At 65.5% G+C, this 15,196-nt stretch carries 20 protein-coding genes; 2 read left to right on the forward strand and 18 right to left on the reverse strand.

The window, feature by feature from the left end:
* The 3 genes from ASE30_RS20595 to petA form a co-directional block, all read right to left on the reverse strand.
* Complete coding sequence (locus ASE30_RS20595; protein ID WP_057286134.1) at window positions 1-852, reverse strand: cytochrome c1; 852 nt, start codon at window positions 850-852, stop codon at window positions 1-3.
* Window positions 853-876: 24 nt separating this feature from the next.
* Entirely contained in the window at window positions 877-2,265 is a 1,389-nt protein-coding gene (locus tag ASE30_RS20600) for a cytochrome bc complex cytochrome b subunit (protein WP_057286135.1), read from the reverse strand.
* 73 nt (window positions 2,266-2,338) lie between these two features.
* On the reverse strand, window positions 2,339-2,980 hold the full coding sequence (gene petA, locus ASE30_RS20605; RefSeq protein ID WP_057286136.1) for a ubiquinol-cytochrome c reductase iron-sulfur subunit: 642 nt from the start codon (window positions 2,978-2,980) through the stop codon (window positions 2,339-2,341).
* A 139-nt stretch (window positions 2,981-3,119) separates the two neighbouring features.
* On the opposite strand from petA, the gene mscL reads away from it, so the two are divergent.
* Window positions 3,120-3,560, forward strand: coding sequence for a large conductance mechanosensitive channel protein MscL (mscL, locus tag ASE30_RS20610; protein ID WP_057286137.1), 441 nt, complete (start codon window positions 3,120-3,122; stop codon window positions 3,558-3,560).
* A 93-nt stretch (window positions 3,561-3,653) separates the two neighbouring features.
* Here mscL and ASE30_RS20615 read toward each other — a convergent pair whose 3' ends face one another.
* Window positions 3,654-4,430: a Nif3-like dinuclear metal center hexameric protein gene (locus tag ASE30_RS20615; RefSeq protein WP_057286138.1), complete on the reverse strand. Its 777-nt coding sequence runs from the start codon at window positions 4,428-4,430 to the stop codon at window positions 3,654-3,656.
* A gap of 19 nt (window positions 4,431-4,449) precedes the next feature.
* On the opposite strand from ASE30_RS20615, the gene ASE30_RS20620 reads away from it, so the two are divergent.
* Window positions 4,450-5,610 carry a trypsin-like peptidase domain-containing protein gene (locus ASE30_RS20620; protein WP_057286139.1) on the forward strand — a complete coding sequence of 387 codons (1,161 nt, stop codon included), beginning with the start codon at window positions 4,450-4,452 and terminating at the stop codon, window positions 5,608-5,610.
* A 163-nt stretch (window positions 5,611-5,773) separates the two neighbouring features.
* On the opposite strand, the gene ASE30_RS20625 is transcribed toward ASE30_RS20620, so the two are convergent.
* The 14 genes from ASE30_RS20625 to hisG form a co-directional block, all read right to left on the reverse strand.
* On the reverse strand, window positions 5,774-6,151 hold the full coding sequence (locus tag ASE30_RS20625; RefSeq protein ID WP_057286140.1) for a helix-turn-helix domain-containing protein: 378 nt from the start codon (window positions 6,149-6,151) through the stop codon (window positions 5,774-5,776).
* A 93-nt stretch (window positions 6,152-6,244) separates the two neighbouring features.
* The gene (tatC, locus tag ASE30_RS20630) at window positions 6,245-7,036 is read right to left on the reverse strand and encodes a twin-arginine translocase subunit TatC (RefSeq protein WP_057286141.1); all 792 of its coding nucleotides are present in this window, start codon (window positions 7,034-7,036) and stop codon (window positions 6,245-6,247) included.
* The gene (gene tatB / locus ASE30_RS20635) at window positions 7,033-7,566 is read right to left on the reverse strand and encodes a Sec-independent protein translocase protein TatB (protein WP_057286142.1); all 534 of its coding nucleotides are present in this window, start codon (window positions 7,564-7,566) and stop codon (window positions 7,033-7,035) included. The genes tatC and tatB overlap by 4 nt, the downstream gene beginning before the upstream one ends.
* 72 nt (window positions 7,567-7,638) lie before the next feature.
* Window positions 7,639-7,866, reverse strand: coding sequence for a Sec-independent protein translocase subunit TatA (gene tatA, locus ASE30_RS20640; protein ID WP_057286143.1), 228 nt, complete (start codon window positions 7,864-7,866; stop codon window positions 7,639-7,641).
* 14 nt (window positions 7,867-7,880) lie between these two features.
* The gene (locus ASE30_RS20645; RefSeq protein WP_057286144.1) at window positions 7,881-8,249 is read right to left on the reverse strand and encodes a histidine triad nucleotide-binding protein; all 369 of its coding nucleotides are present in this window, start codon (window positions 8,247-8,249) and stop codon (window positions 7,881-7,883) included.
* Between the two features lie 17 nt (window positions 8,250-8,266).
* Window positions 8,267-8,617 carry a phosphoribosyl-ATP diphosphatase gene (locus ASE30_RS20650; protein ID WP_057286145.1) on the reverse strand — a complete coding sequence of 117 codons (351 nt, stop codon included), beginning with the start codon at window positions 8,615-8,617 and terminating at the stop codon, window positions 8,267-8,269.
* Window positions 8,614-9,018: a phosphoribosyl-AMP cyclohydrolase gene (gene hisI / locus ASE30_RS20655; protein ID WP_057286146.1), complete on the reverse strand. Its 405-nt coding sequence runs from the start codon at window positions 9,016-9,018 to the stop codon at window positions 8,614-8,616. Before hisI ends, ASE30_RS20650 begins: the two co-directional genes overlap by 4 nt.
* A gap of 2 nt (window positions 9,019-9,020) precedes the next feature.
* Complete coding sequence (hisF, locus tag ASE30_RS20660; protein ID WP_057286147.1) at window positions 9,021-9,842, reverse strand: imidazole glycerol phosphate synthase subunit HisF; 822 nt, start codon at window positions 9,840-9,842, stop codon at window positions 9,021-9,023.
* Complete coding sequence (gene hisA / locus ASE30_RS20665) at window positions 9,839-10,579, reverse strand: 1-(5-phosphoribosyl)-5-[(5-phosphoribosylamino)methylideneamino]imidazole-4-carboxamide isomerase (protein ID WP_057286148.1); 741 nt, start codon at window positions 10,577-10,579, stop codon at window positions 9,839-9,841. Before hisA ends, hisF begins: the two co-directional genes overlap by 4 nt.
* Before the next feature lie 54 nt (window positions 10,580-10,633).
* A complete protein-coding gene (gene hisH, locus ASE30_RS20670) occupies window positions 10,634-11,332 on the reverse strand; it encodes an imidazole glycerol phosphate synthase subunit HisH (RefSeq protein ID WP_057286149.1) in 699 nt (232 codons plus the stop codon).
* A 39-nt stretch (window positions 11,333-11,371) separates the two neighbouring features.
* Entirely contained in the window at window positions 11,372-11,959 is a 588-nt protein-coding gene (hisB, locus tag ASE30_RS20675) for an imidazoleglycerol-phosphate dehydratase HisB (protein ID WP_057286150.1), read from the reverse strand.
* Window position 11,960: 1 nt separating this feature from the next.
* Complete coding sequence (gene hisC / locus ASE30_RS20680; protein ID WP_235515300.1) at window positions 11,961-13,127, reverse strand: histidinol-phosphate transaminase; 1,167 nt, start codon at window positions 13,125-13,127, stop codon at window positions 11,961-11,963.
* Entirely contained in the window at window positions 13,124-14,428 is a 1,305-nt protein-coding gene (gene hisD, locus ASE30_RS20685) for a histidinol dehydrogenase (RefSeq protein WP_057286151.1), read from the reverse strand. Before hisD ends, hisC begins: the two co-directional genes overlap by 4 nt.
* Window positions 14,429-14,484: 56 nt before the next feature.
* Window positions 14,485-15,159 carry an ATP phosphoribosyltransferase gene (gene hisG, locus ASE30_RS20690; protein WP_057286152.1) on the reverse strand — a complete coding sequence of 225 codons (675 nt, stop codon included), beginning with the start codon at window positions 15,157-15,159 and terminating at the stop codon, window positions 14,485-14,487.
* Window positions 15,160-15,196 lie beyond the last annotated feature (37 nt).

Below are 15,196 nucleotides of genomic sequence, written 5' to 3' on the forward strand. Positions count from 1 at the left end.
TTAGCGCACGTGTTTCCAGTACGAGGCATTCAGGCGCCACGTAACAAAGAAGAACAGCAGCAGGAACAACATGACACCGACGCCGATGCGGACACGCAGTGTCTGGACCGGCTCGGCCATCCAGGACATAAACGCGGTCAGGTCGGCGACGTCGTTGTCGTATGTTGCGACTTGGGCCGGGTTGGCGGCCTTAAATTTGGCATCGAAGGTGGCATGGCCGTGGTAGTTGTCTACCGGTTCGGCCTTGACCGTGGAAAAACCCTGTGCATCGTACACCGTCGTGACGCGTTCCCAGGATTTGGGGGTGCCTTCCTTGCCTTCCACTTCATGCATGGCGACGGTCGTGAGCTCGCGCGGACCCTGATCTTGCCAGAGGGCGTGAGGCATGCCGACGGACGGGAAAACCAGGTTGTTCCAGCCCGTGGCACGCGACGTGTCGCGGTAGAAAGTGCGCAGGTAGGTGTAGATGTAGTCCGAGCCCGAGGGGCCGGCGTTCACGGATTTGGCGCGCGCGATCACGGACAAGTCCGGGGGCGTCGTGCCGAACCATTGCTTGGCGTCCTTGGCGGTCATGGCGACGTGCATCATGTCGCCCACCTTTTCGCCGGTGAACAGCAGGCTTTCCTTGATTTGCTGGTCGGTCAGCCCGATGTCCTTGAGCTTGTTGTAGCGCATCGAGGATGCGCTATGACAGTTCAGGCAGTAGTTGACGAACAGCTTGGCTCCGTTCTGAAGCGACGCCATGTCGTTGACGCGGTACGGCGCCTTGTCCAGCGGAAAGCCGCCTCCGGCGGCGAATGTAGCGGTACACGTGAGCATCAAGGCCACGGCACCAATCAGCTTCTTGATCATGGTTAGTCCGTTATTCTCGTGGGCTCAGTGGGCGTGGAACGTGACGCGATCGGGCAGTTGCTTGAAAGTGCCAAGGCGGCTCCATACCGGCATCAGGAAAAAGAATGCCAGGTACAGCAGCGTGCCGATCTGCGACGTGATGTTCAACGGCGGACTGGGCGGCTGCGTACCGATGTAGCCAAGCACCAGGAAGTTGACCATGAAGATGCCGTAGATCCACTTGTGCCACGTGGGGCGGTAGCGGATCGACTTGACCGGCGAATGGTCCAGCCAGGGCAGGAAGAACAGGATGACGACGGTGCCACCCATGGCGACCACACCCCAGAACTTGGCGTCGATGACGCGCAGCAGCACGGCGACGACGATCAGGATGCCGGGGATGGCGACGCGCATGATGCCCTTCAGGTTGCTCTTGACGAGCAACGCGATGGCGCCCAGCACCGATGCACCCGCCAGCACCCACGTGAATTCGTCGGTCGTGGCGCGCAGCATCGAGTAGAACGGCGTGAAGTACCAGACCGGGGCGATGTGCGGAGGCGTCTTCAGCGAGTCGGCAGGAATGAAGTTGTTGAACTCGAGGAAGTAGCCGCCCATTTCCGGCGCGAAGAACACGATGGCCGCGAACACGAGCAGGAAGCCCGCCACGCCCACCAGGTCATGGACCGAGTAGAACGGGTGGAACGGGATGCCGTCCTTCGGGCGGCCGTACTTGTCCTTCGGGCCCTGCTTGATCTCGATGCCGTCCGGGTTGTTGGAGCCCACTTCGTGCAGCGCCACCAGGTGAGCAGCGACCAGGCCCACCAGCACCAGCGGAATGGCGATGACGTGGAAGGCGAAGAAGCGGTTCAGCGTGGCGTCCGACACGACGTAGTCGCCGCGGATCCAGATGGACAGTTCAGGGCCGATGAACGGAATGGCCGCGAACAGGTTCACGATCACCTGGGCGCCCCAATACGACATCTGGCCCCACGGCAGCAGGTAGCCGAAGAAGGCTTCGGCCATCAGACAGAGGAAGATCGCGACGCCGAAGATCCACACCAGTTCGCGGGGCTTGCGGTAGGAACCGTAAAGCAGCCCGCGCAGCATGTGCAGGTAGACGACGACGAAGAACATCGACGCGCCGGTGGAGTGCATGTAGCGCACCAGCCAGCCCCACGGGACTTCGCGCATGATGTATTCGACGGATTGGAACGCGCGTTCGGCATCCGGCTTGTAGTGCATGACCAGGAAGATGCCGGTCACGATTTGCAGCACCAGCACCAATAGGGCCAGCGAGCCAAAAAAATACCAGAAGTTGAAATTCTTCGGTGCGTAGTACTCGGACAGATGGGCTTTCCAGGTGGATGTCACCGGAAAGCGCCGGTCCAGCCAGCCCAACAGGCCTGTCGTCTCGACGGTTTTCTCGCCAGCCATGTAACGGCTCCTTCTCTAATACGTGGCGTATTGTTTTACTTACGTAATTCGGGAAAAAAGCGCGACGCGAGCGTCAGGCCTTGTTGTCTTCATCGACGCCCACGATGATGCGGGTGTCGCTGAGATATTGGTACGGCGGAACTTCGAGATTGTCGGGAGCGGGCTTGTTCTTGAACACCCGGCCGGCCAGGTCGAACGTGGAGCCGTGGCAGGGACAGAGGAATCCGCCTTGCCAGTCCGAGCCCAAGCCGCCGCCGCCACCCGTTTCGAAGTGCGAAGTCGGCGAGCAGCCCAGGTGGGTGCAGATGCCGACGCAGACGAAGAGCTCGGGCTTGCGCGAGCGGCCTTCGTTTTCGGCGTAGGGAGGGGTGAAGCCAGGCCGTTGCGACTGGGGATCGGCCAGCAAGGGATCCAGCGCCTTCAGGCCGGCGAGCTGCTCGGGAGAGCGGTGCATGATCCACACCGGTTTGCCGCGCCATTCGACCGTCTTCATGGTGCCGACGGGGATGTCCCCGACGTCCACTTCCACGGGGGCCCCCGCCGCGCGGGCTTTTTCAGAGGGGGAAAACGTGCTCACAAGCGGCACTGCCGTTGCGACACCTGCTACGCCACCCACCGCACAGGCTGTGGTAACCCAGAAACGTCGCGAAGGATCAGGTGGCAGGTTGGGATCAACCGCACCGTCATCGTCATGCACCAGCGTATCCTGACTCATCTTCCTATCCTTGTTGATGCGCCCGCTCTACGAGTAGCATCACTTCTGCGGCATCGGGTTCGCGGGAATATGTAACAACATAGCAACCGCGTATTATAGGCCAGCCTACTCACAGGCGTATCACGAATGGAGTGCTTTTATGAGCAAAGCGACTGGTTTCGTCAAAGAATTTCGAGATTTCGCTGTAAAAGGCAACGCGGTCGACCTGGCTGTCGGTGTCATCATCGGTGCGGCGTTCGGCAGGATCGTTGATTCCCTGGTCCGGGACATCATCATGCCGCTGGTCAATTTCGTGCTTGGCGGATCGGTCGATTTCTCGAACAAGTTCTACGTCCTGTCGATGCCGGCCGGCTACAACGGCCCCATGACCTACGCCGACCTGGTGAAGGCGGGCGCCAACGTGTTCGCCTGGGGCAATTTCATCACGATCATCATCAACTTCGTGTTGCTGGCGTTCGTGATCTTCTGGATGGTGAAGGCCATCTACAAGGCCCGCGCGAAGGCCGAGGCGGCGCCCGCCGCAACGCCGGAAGACGTGGCCCTGCTGCGCGAGATCCGCGACCTGCTCAAGAAGCCATGACAAAAAGCGCCCTCCGGGGCGCTTTTTCATTGTGCTGGCGGTGAACCGCCAGCGGGCGGGAAGCACGTGCGGCAAGCGCACCGCGGGCGCACGCTAGGCGGGGTTGTCGATGTCCACGAACTCGACCTTGATGCCGAACTGCCGGGCCACGGCCTCGCCCAGCGCCTGTACGCCGTACCGTTCGGTCGCGTGGTGGCCTGCCGCAATGAAGCCCACGCCGGTCTCGCGCGCCAGATGGACGGTGGATTCCGACACTTCGCCGGTGATGTAGACGCTGGCACCCGCGTCCACGGCGTCGCCCATCATGCCCTGCGCGCCGCCCGTGCACCAGGCAATCCGCGCAAGCGGCTGGCCGGGATCGCCCACGACCAGCGGCTGCCGGCCCAGGCGCTCGGCCACCCGTTCGCCGAGCTGGCCCAGGGTTTGCAGGCCGTTGGCCGTGCCCAGCCAGATCAGATTGTCCTGTCCGCAGGTGAGCGGCGAGCCGTCATCGCGCCGTGCCGGAACCAGGTCCAGCACGCGCGCCAACTGGGCGTTGTTGCCCAGCGTGGGGTGCGCGTCCAGCGGCAGGTGGTAGGCGTACAGATTGAGGTCGTTCTTCAGCGTCAGGGCCATGCGGGTACGGCGCGTGCCGATGACGCGGCGGTCTTCGTTGCGCCACAGCCAGCCGTGATGCACCAGCACCGCATCGGCGCCGCGTTCGACCGCAGTGCGCAGCAATGCTTCGCTCGCGGTGACACCGGTGATAATGTGTCCGACTTCGGATCGGCCTTCCACCTGCATCCCGTTGGGACAGTAGTCCTTGAAGCGGGCCGCTTGCAGGGTGTCGTCCAGCCAATTGGCCAGGACGCGGGCGTCGACTTTACTCATTGCTAGTCCTATCAGAAACATGCGCCGATATTGGCTGATATTCGCTCAGGCCGTCACGGTCTGCCTGGCTATTCTATTCGTGGTGACGACCTTGCGGCCCGACCTGCTGCGGCTTGCGGGTCCAGCCACGGCCCAGCAAGCCTCGGCGGCGGGCGGGCTTTCGCCCGCCGGACCCGGCATGGGCGTGGTGTCCTACGCGGACGGCGTGGCCCGCGCGGCGCCCTCGGTCGTCAACGTTTTCACCACCAAGCACGTGAATGTGCCGCTGATTCCGCTGCCCGATGACCCGGTGCTGCGCCAGCTGTTCGGACAGGTGCCCGGGGTGACGCGGCGCGAGGCCTCGACCAGCCTGGGATCGGGCGTGATCGTGAACCAGGACGGCTACGTGCTGACCAATTATCACGTGGTGCAGGCCGCCGACGCGATCGAAGTGGCCTTGACGGACGGCCGCCGCGACACCGCCAAGGTGGTGGGCGCGGACCCGGACACCGACCTGGCGGTGTTGAAGCTGTCGACACTGCGCTCGCTGCCGGCCGCGACGCTGGCATCCGACCGCGGCTTGCGCGTGGGCGATGTGGTGCTGGCGATCGGCAACCCGTTCGGCGTGGGACAAACCACCACGCAGGGCATTGTGTCGGCGCTGGGCCGCAATGGGCTGGGGCTGAACACCTACGAGAACTTCATCCAGACCGACGCCGCGATCAACCCCGGCAATTCGGGCGGCGCGCTGATCGATGCCCAGGGCAACCTGGTGGGCATCAACACCGCCATCTATTCCGAATCGGGCGGATCGATGGGCATCGGCTTTGCCACGCCCATCGAGATTGCGCGCAAGGTCATGGACGAAATCGTCAAGACCGGTGGCGTCAAACGCGGCTGGCTGGGCGTGGAACCGCAGGACGTGACGCCGGAACTGGCCCAGGCCTTCGGCCTGCCTCGCGGCGCGCAGGGCGTGATCATCGCCGGCGTTATGCGCGACGGGCCGGCCGGGCGGGGCGGCCTGCGCGTGGGGGACATCGTGCAGTCGGTCAATGGCAAACGGGTGACGGACACCACCAGCCTGCTGACGGAAATTGCGCAACTGCCGCCGGGCCAGCGTGCCACGCTGGGCATCTTGCGGGCCGGAAAATCCGCGGAGCTGGCGGTGGCGGTGGGCACGCGCCCAGGCAAGCCGCGCTAGGCGGAGGCCGAAGGCCCAGCCAGCCGCGCCCGGGCGCCCAGCCATCCGCAACCGAATGCCGCGCCGCCCGCGTCCCAGCCCGGCGGCCGGGCGCCGAGCCGCCCGCACCCCCACGCGCCCGCCCGCGCCCGCACCCGCCCGCCCGGCGATACGTCCGTGGCCCTTACGCGCCGTCTTGCCTTTCGACGATCAGGCGCACCACCGTCAGGACCTTTCTTTTGGTGCTGTCGGGCAACTGCCGCAGCAGCGTGCAGATTTCGGTGCAGTAGCCATCGCCGTTGCTGTCGGGGTCGTCGTGGACGCGGTGCGCGCGGGCAGGGCCGGAGGCGGGCACCACGCCGTCCGTCAGCCATGGCACGCTGGTGTCCAGCGCGTGCGCCAGGCGGACCAGCGTGCCTCGGGCCGGTGAGTAGCGGTCTTCTTGGCGGGTAAGAATGCGATGGATGCAGGACTGCGGCACGCCGGATATGCGTGCCAGCTGGTTCTGGCTGCGGATTCCGCGCCACCGCATGAGGGTGCGCAGGCGTTGGGCTAGCGACATGACTGCAATGTAGGATTGCAGTCATGCGCGGACAAGAGTGAAACCGTCCTGCTTTTGCGCGGAATGCCCGTTAACGGGGCACGCCGCCCGGCGTCAGTGGCGTTCGGTCAGGGAGTCGGAGGCCGCGTCGTCCGCGGCGCCTTCCTTGGGGGTGACCATGCGGGCGCAGATCAGGCCGACTTCATAGAGCAGGCACAGGGGCACCGCCAGCATGAACTGACTGACCACATCCGGCGGCGTGACCACGGCGGCGATGATGAAGGCGCCCACCACCACATAGCCGCGCGCGGCCCTCAGCTTGGAAAGCTCGACCACGCCCATCTTCACCAGCAGCACCACGACCACGGGCACTTCGAACGTAATGCCGAACGCCATGAACATCGTCATGACGAAGCTCAGGTAGGCCTCGATGTCCGGCGCCGGCGTGATGGACTGCGGCGCGAAGGTGGCGATGAAGTGGAAGACCGTGCGGAACACGACGAAATAACAGAACGCCATGCCCGCGATGAACAGGAAGGTGCTGGAGACGATCAGCGGCAACGCCAGCCGCTTTTCGTGGCGGTACAGGCCGGGCGCCACGAAGGCCCAGGCCTGGTACAGCACCACGGGCAGGGCCACGATGAACGCCGCCATCATGGTGACCTTGACCGGCACCATGAACGGCGTGATGACGCCGGTTGCGATCATGCGCGTGCCTTCCGGCAGCGAGGCCAGCATGGGCGCCGCCAGCACGTCATAGATGGCGGAGGCGCCGGGATAGATGAACAGCACGATGAACACGGCCACCACGGCGCCGACGGCGCGCAGCAAGCGGGTGCGCAGCTCGACCAGATGGGAGATGAAGGTCTCCTGCTGGCCTTCTTCTTGGGATGCGTCCTGGGTCACGACGGTGTTCCGGAGGGCGGGACGGGCTTGGCGGCGGGCGCGGCGTCGTCAGCCTTGGGCGCGCTGGGCGCCGGGGCGGGTTGTTGGGCGGCGGCGGCCGGAACAGGGGCGGACCCGGCTGCGGGCAGGTCCAGATCCAGATTGTGATTCTGTCCAGGCGGCGCGATCGAGCGTCCGGCTTCGGCGCCTGCGTCACCGACGATGACCGGCGCGGCCTTGCCGCTGGCTTCGCGGGCCACTTCGTCGAGTTCCGCGCGGAACTGCTGCACGGGCTCTTGCAAAGAGGCCTGGGTTTCGTTCAGCGATTGCTGGACCCCCTGGGCGGCGTCTTCCATTTCGGTCTTGAACTTGCGCAGTTCGTCGAGTTCGATTTCGCGCTGGATATCGGACTTCACGTCATTGACGTAACGCTGCGCGCGCCCCAGCAGGTGGCCGACGGTGCGGGCTACCTTGGGCAGGCGTTCGGGCCCGATGACGATCAGGGCGACGACGCCGATCACCATCAGTTCAGTGAGGCTGACATCAAACATTCGACGGCCGCTTGGGAATTGAAGCAATAAGGGCCGGCCCTTTCAGGGCGGGCCCGCGGGAGGAGCAGGGGCTCAGGAGTTGGATTTTTCCTTGGCCTGCACGTCGATGGTCTCGCCGGCGACGCGCTGCTGCGCGATCGGTTCGGCGGGCTTGTCGCTGTTGGCGTCCTTCATGCCTTCCTTGAAGCCCTTGACGGCGCCACCCAGGTCGCCGCCGATATTGCGCAGCTTCTTGGTGCCGAAAATCAGAGCGACGATGACCAGAACGACCAACCAATGCCAAATGCTGAAACTACCCATGATGTTTCTCCGAATTACGCAGTGGGCGCCACGCGCCCTTTCCAGGGTCGCGAGCCGCCGATGATATGGAAATGCAGGTGCGGGACTTCCTGGCCGCCTTCGACGCCAGAATTGATCATGATGCGAAATCCGCCGTCATGGCCCGGACGGCAACCGTTCTCGGCGGCAAGCCGCGGTGCCAACGACATCATTCTACCCAACCAACCTGCGTCCTCGCCCGTAATATCCTGCATGGATATGACATGACGTCGAGGAATCAGAAGTAAATGCACCGGTGCGGCCGGATTGATATCGTGAAATGCAACAAAGTCCTGGTCTTCGTAGACCTTTTTGGACGGGATGTCGCCAGCGGCGATCTTGCAAAACAGGCAGTTATCGCTCATGGATTCGGGCTCCGTGGTCAGTCTTGCGGGCGGCTGGCCTTTTCCGCCAGTCCCGACAGCCCTTCGCGGCGGGCAAGCTCGGCCAGCACGTCTTCGGGCCGCAGGTTGAAATGCGTCAACGCCACCAGGCAATGAAACCACAAATCGGCGGTTTCGCTGACGATGCGGTCCGGCACGCCGTCCTTGGCGGCCATGACCAGTTCCGTGGCCTCTTCTCCGATCTTCTTCAGGAACGAGTCCGGGCCCTTGGCCAGCAGCTTGGCGGAATAGGAGGCCTTGGGATCGCCGCCATTTTCGGGGCGCCGGGTTTCCAGGGTATCGGCGATGCGGGCCAGGATGTCGGCCGCGCTCAGGGCTTGATCGGTCATTTGTAGATCAGTTCGGGGTCTTTGAGCACCGGGTCCACCGTGACCCAGGATGCCTGGTCCGTCTGGCCTTCCAGGCGGCGGAAGAAGCAGCTTGCGCGGCCGGTGTGGCAGGCGATGCCGCCTTCCTGGTGGACTTTCAGAAGGATCACGTCGCCGTCGCAATCCAGGCGCAGTTCGTGCACTTCCTGGACGTGGCCGGATTCCTCGCCCTTGCGCCACAGGCGCTGGCGCGAGCGCGACCAATACACCGCGCGCCCGGTGGCGGCGGTTTCCGACAGGGATTCGCGGTTCATCCAGGCCACCATCATGATCTGGCCGTTGTCGGCGTCTTGGGCGATGGCGGGGATCAGGCCGTTTTCGTCGAAGACGACGTCGGCCATCCAGGCGGGTTCGTTGCTCATAGTCAGTCCAATCGTACTGCGATGCCCTGTTCGGCCATGAAACGCTTGCACTCGCCGACGGTATGCTGGCCAAAATGGAAGATGCTGGCCGCCAGCACCGCGCTGGCGCGGCCGGTGGTGACGCCGTCGGCCAGATGCTGCAGGTTGCCCACGCCGCCGGAGGCGATGACGGGCACCGGCACGGCGTCGGACACGCTGCGGGTCAGTTCCAGGTCGAAGCCGGACTTGGTGCCGTCGCGGTCCATGCTGGTCAGGAGGATCTCGCCCGCGCCATAGGCGGCCATGCGGCGCGCCCAGGCCACGGCGTCCAGCCCGGTGGCCTTGCGGCCGCCGTGGGTGAAGACTTCCCAGCGCGCGGGTTCGCCGGGTGCCGACACGCGGCGCGCGTCGATGGCCACCACCACGCATTGCGAGCCGTGGTAGTCGGACGCGGCGCGGACCAGGTCGGGGTTGGCGACCGCGGCGCTGTTGATGCTGATCTTGTCGGCGCCGGCGTTCAGCAAGCGCTGGATGTCGGACACCTGGCGCACGCCGCCGCCCACCGTCAGCGGGATGAAGACCTGCGACGCGACCTGCTCGATGATGGGCAGGATCAGGTCGCGGCCATCGCTGGTGGCGGTGATGTCCAGGAAGGTCAGTTCGTCGGCGCCCTGCTCGTTGTAGCGGCGGGCGATTTCGACGGGGTCGCCGGCATCGAGCAGGTTGACGAAGTTCACCCCCTTGACGACGCGGCCGGCCGTGACGTCAAGGCAGGGGATGATGCGGCGGGTCAGCGCGTTCTGCAAAGGTGCGCCGGCCCCGGGGGTGCTGCGGGAAGTGGTCATTTTGCCAGTTCGTCGGCGCGGGCCTGCGCGGCCTGGAAGTCGAGCGTGCCTTCGTAGATGCTGCGGCCCAGGATGGCGCCTTCGACGCCCTCTTCCTCGACGGCGCACAGGGCTTCGATGTCCTGGATGCCGGCGATGCCGCCCGAGGCGTACACGGGGATGCGGACGTGCTGCGCCAGGCGGACCGTGGCGTCCACGTTGACGCCCGACAGCATGCCGTCGCGGCCGATGTCGGTGTAGATGATGGCTTCGCAGCCATAATCTTCGAACTTCTTGGCCAGATCCAGCACGTCGTGGCGGGTCAGCTTGCTCCAGCCGTCGGTGGCGATCTTGCCGTCGCGGGCGTCCAGGCCGACGATGATCTGGCCGGGGAAGGCGCCGCAGGCGTCTTGCAGGAAGCCCGGGTTCTTGACCGCGGCGGTGCCGATGATCACGTACGAAATGCCGGCGTCGAGATAGCGTTCGATGGTGTCGAGGTCGCGGATGCCGCCACCGATCTGGACAGGGATGTCGTCGCCGACGGCTTCCAGGATCGCCTTGATGGGGGCTTCGTTCTTCGGTTTACCGGCAACGGCGCCGTTCAGGTCGACCAGATGCAGGCGGCGGGCGCCCTGGTCCAGCCAGCGGGTGGCCATGGCGGCGGGGTCTTCGGAGAACACCGTTGCATCGTCCAGGTCGCCCTGGCGCAGACGCACGCAGCGCCCGTCTTTGAGATCGATGGCGGGGATCAGCAGCATGGTTGGCAGCAAGAAAATAGAGAGGTTGAATGGGCTGGCGCGTGGGCTCTAGGCCTACGGCTGCCAGTCTACAAAATTGCGATACAGGCGCAAACCGTGCTCGGCGCTTTTCTCGGGGTGAAACTGCACCGCGAAAATGTTAGCTGCCGCCACCGCGCAGGTAAAGGCGACGCCATAATCGGTTTCACCAACAGTCAGGCCCGGATCAGCCGGATCGGCGTAGTAACTATGGACGAAATAGAAGTGCGAGTCGTCCGGAATGCCGTCCCAGATGGGATGAGAGCGCGTATGGCGGACTTTGTTCCATCCCATGTGCGGCACTTTGAGCCGTTCGGGGCGGGTGTCCACCTGGCCCGCGGCGCCCGTGTCGGCCAGGCAGGCTTCGTCGTCGGCGGGGATCAGTTCCGCGAAGCGCGGGCCGGAAAAGCGGCGCACGACGCCGGGAAACAGGCCCAGGCAGGACGTGCCGCCTTCTTCGCTTGCGTCGAACAGCATCTGTTCGCCCACGCAGACGCCCAGCAGGGGCTTCTCGCGCGCGGCGCGGACGACGGCTTCGCGCAGCCCGGATTCATTCAGGGTGCGCATGCAGTCCGCCATGGCGCCCTGGCCCGGGAACACCACGCGGTCGGCCGCGGCGATGTCTTGAGGCTGGTTGCAGATGCGGACGTCAGCATCGGGCGCGGCGAATTTCAGGGCGCGTGCGACCGAGTGGAAATTGCCCATTCCATAGTCGACGATGGCGATAGTGGTCACTTCTGTCTGCCTGGTGCGGTGCGGTGTTGAGCGCGTACGTTACAGCACGCCTTTGGTGGAGGGCACGACGTCGCCCATGCGGGGATCGACTTCCATGGCCATGCGCAGCGCGCGGCCACAGGCCTTGAAGACCGTTTCCGCCTGATGGTGGGCATTGAAGCCGCGCAGGTTGTCGATGTGCAGCGTGATGAGCGCGTGGTTGACCAGGCCCTGGAAGAACTCGCGGGTCAGGTCCACGTCGAAACCGCCGATGTGGGAGCGGGTGAACGGGATGTGGTATTCCAGCCCGGGACGGCCCGAGAAGTCCACCACCACGCGCGACAACGCTTCATCCAGCGGCACGTAGGCGTGCCCGTAGCGGCGCAGGCCGGCCTTGGTGCCCACCGCTTTGGCGATGGCCATGCCCAGCGTGATGCCCACGTCTTCCACCGTGTGATGCGCATCGATGTGCAGGTCGCCTTCGGCCTTGATGTCCAGGTCGATCAGGCCGTGGCGCGCGATCTGGTCCAGCATGTGGTCCAGGAAGGGCACGCCGGTGTCGATGGTCTGCTTGCCGGTGCCGTCGATGTTGATGGCCACGCGGATGCGGGTTTCGTTGGTGTTGCGGGTGATTTCTGCGGTACGCATGTTAAGCACTCAAGATCTCTTGCAGGGCGGATAGCAAGGCGGCGTTCTCGGCCGGGGCGCCCACCGAGATGCGCAGGCAGTTGGCCAGGAGCGGGTGGGCGTTGGAGAAGTTGCGAATCAATATTTTGCGCGTTTTCAGGGCAAGATGCACGGCGTTGCCGTCGAGCTTGCCGGAAAAGCGCGCGAGTATGAAGTTGGCGGCGGAAGGGAATACCCTGACGCCGGGCAGTGCGGCCAAGGCCGCGGCCAGCGGTTCACGGTCGGCGCGCAGCCGGGCGGCCTGCTCGTCCAGCACGGGCTTGTGGCGCAGCACGGCCAGCAGCGTCGCCTGGGTCAGCACGCTCAGGTTGTAGGGCGGGCGGACCTTGTTCAGTTCGGCGATCCACTCGGGATGGCCGGCCAGGTAGCCGAAACGCAGGCCCGCAAGGCCGATCTTGGACACCGTGCGCATGACGACCACGTTGGGGGCGTCGAGCACGCGCGGCATCCAGGTGTAGTCGGCAAACGGCTGATAGGCCTCATCCACGACCACCAGCCCGGGGGCCGCGCGGACGATCGCGTCCACGTCCTCGACGGACCACAGCCCGCCGGTGGGGTTGTTCGGCGCCGCCAGGAACACCAGCTTGGGCTGATGTTCCTGAATAGCCGCCAGCATGGCCGGCAAATCCAACGTCAGGTCTTCGGTGAGCGGCACGCCGACGAAGCGGGCGTGGTTGAATCCGGCCGCCATGTCGAAGTAGACGAACGACGGCCACGGCGACAGCACCGCGTCGCCGGGGTGGCAGCAGGCCTGGATCATGAGGTGGATGAGCTCGTCCGAACCATTGCCGAACAGCACGTCCGCCGCGTCGGGCACGCCGAAGGCCGCCTTGACGGCGGCTTGCAGCCCGGACAGGTCGGCGGACGGATAGCGGTTCAGCGCGGTGTCGCGGACGGCGCGCGCGATATCGTCCCGGACAGACTCTGGAAGCTCATAGGGGCATTCCATCGCGTCCAGCTTGATGCAGCCTTCGGCGTGGGCGACGGGATAGGCGGCCAGTTTGCGGATATCGGCCCGGACGGTGCCGGCGATGCGGCCGGCGACACTTGCCGTCGGAGCCGCGGTCACTGCACCGCCTTCGGGCTGCGCACTCCGGTATTCGCCTTTGGGGCGGCCCGGCAGGCTCATGGTTTGTCGACCCGGTACTGGGCGCTTGCGGCGTGCGCCTGCAGGCCCTCGCCCAGCGCCAGTTCGGCGGCGATGCGGCCCAGCGTCTGGGCGCCCGCGTGCGAGACCTGGATCAGGCTGGAACGCTTCTGGAAGTCATAGACGCCCAGCGGCGACGAGAACCTGGCCGTGCGCGAGGTAGGCAGCACGTGGTTCGGTCCGGCGCAGTAGTCGCCCAGCGCTTCGGAGCTGAAGCGGCCCATGAAGATGGCGCCGGCGTGGCGGATCCGGGCGGTCCAGATCTCGGGCTGTTCGGTGGAGATCTCCAGGTGCTCCGGCGCGATGTCGTTGGCGATCTGGCAGGCTTCTTCCAGGCTCTGGACCTGGATCAGCGCGCCGCGGTTGGCCAGGCTGACGCGCAGGATGTCGGCGCGCGGCATCGTCGGCAAAAGACGGGCGATGGCGGCTTCGACTTCTTCAATGAAGGCGGCGTCCGGACAGAGCAGGATGGACTGGGCCAGTTCGTCGTGCTCGGCCTGCGAGAACAAATCCATCGCGATCCAGTCGGCCGGCGTCTTGCCGTCGCAGATGACCAGGATTTCGCTGGGGCCGGCGATCATGTCGATGCCCACCACGCCGAATACGCGGCGCTTGGCGGCGGCGACATACGCGTTGCCCGGGCCGACGATCTTGTCCACGGCGGGCACGGTCTCGGTGCCATAGGCCAGCGCGCCCACGGCCTGCGCGCCGCCAATGGCGAACACGCGGTCCACGCCACCGATGGCCGCGGCGGCCAGCACGATGGGATTGCGCACGCCGTCGGGCGTGGGCGTGACCATGACCAGTTCCTGCACCCCCGCGACCTTGGCGGGGATGGCGTTCATCAGCACCGACGACGGGTAGGCGGCCTTGCCGCCGGGCACGTAGAGGCCCACGCGGTCCAGCGGGGTCACCTGCTGGCCCAGCAGGGTGCCGTCGGCTTCGGTGTAGGTCCAGGTCTCGGCCCGCTGGCGTTCATGGTAGGCGCGCACGCGGTCGGCGGCGGCTTCCAGCGCATTGCGCTGGGCGGCCGGTAGCGTGGCCAGGGCCGCGTGCCAATCCGCCTTGGGGATCTCCAGCGTATGGGCCGATGCCCCGGGCATGCGGTCGAAACGCTGCGTGTATTCCACCAGCGCGGCGTCGCCGCGGGTGCGCACGTCCGCCAGAATGCTGGCGGCGGCGCGGTCGATGGAATCGTCCTCGGCGGCCTCGAAGGCCAGCAGCTTGGACAAAGCGGATTTGAATCCGGGATCGCGGGAGTCGAGACGATTGATCAGGGCCATGGCGTCATGGAGCAAAGCGGGATAGCGGCCGCCGCGACAAGCGCGGCGGGCGGGGGTCAGGCGTTGCGGGAGGCGGCTCTTTCGAACGCGTCCAGCAGCGGTTGCAGGCGGTCGCCGCGGGTTTTCAGCGCGGCCTGGTTGACGATCAGGCGCGACGAGATAGGCATCACGTCTTCCACGGCGACCAGGTCGTTGGCGCGCAGCGTGCCGCCGGTGGACACCAGGTCCACGATGCAGTCGGCCAGGCCGACCAGCGGCGCCAGCTCCATCGAACCATACAGCTTGATGATGTCCACGTACACACCCTTGGCGGCAAAGTGTTCACGGGCTGATTGCACGTACTTGGTGGCCACGCGCAGGCGCGCGCCCTGGTGGACGGCGGCGTCGTAGTCGAAGCCGTTGCGCACGGCGACGGCCAGGCGGCACTTCGCGATGTTCAGGTCGATGGGCTGGTACAGGCCGCCGGGCTGTTCCTTGGCGTGCTCGATGAGCACGTCCTTGCCCGCGATGCCCAGGTCGGCCGCGCCGTACTGCACATAAGTGGGCACGTCGGAGGCGCGCACGATGATCAGGCGCAGGCCAGGATCGCTGGTGGGAAGAATCAGCTTGCGCGAGCTTTCCGGATTCTCGGGTACCTCGATGCCGGCTTCCGCCAGCAGCGGCATGGTTTCTTCGAAGATGCGGCCCTTGGACAGCGCCAGGGTCAGGGGGGTGACGGGGGCATTGTTCATCGCCGAGCCGCCTCAAGGTGGACACGCCCCCTCGGGG

Origin of the sequence: Achromobacter sp. Root83 (genome assembly GCF_001428845.1) — a bacterium.
GTDB lineage: Bacteria > Pseudomonadota > Gammaproteobacteria > Burkholderiales > Burkholderiaceae_B > Achromobacter.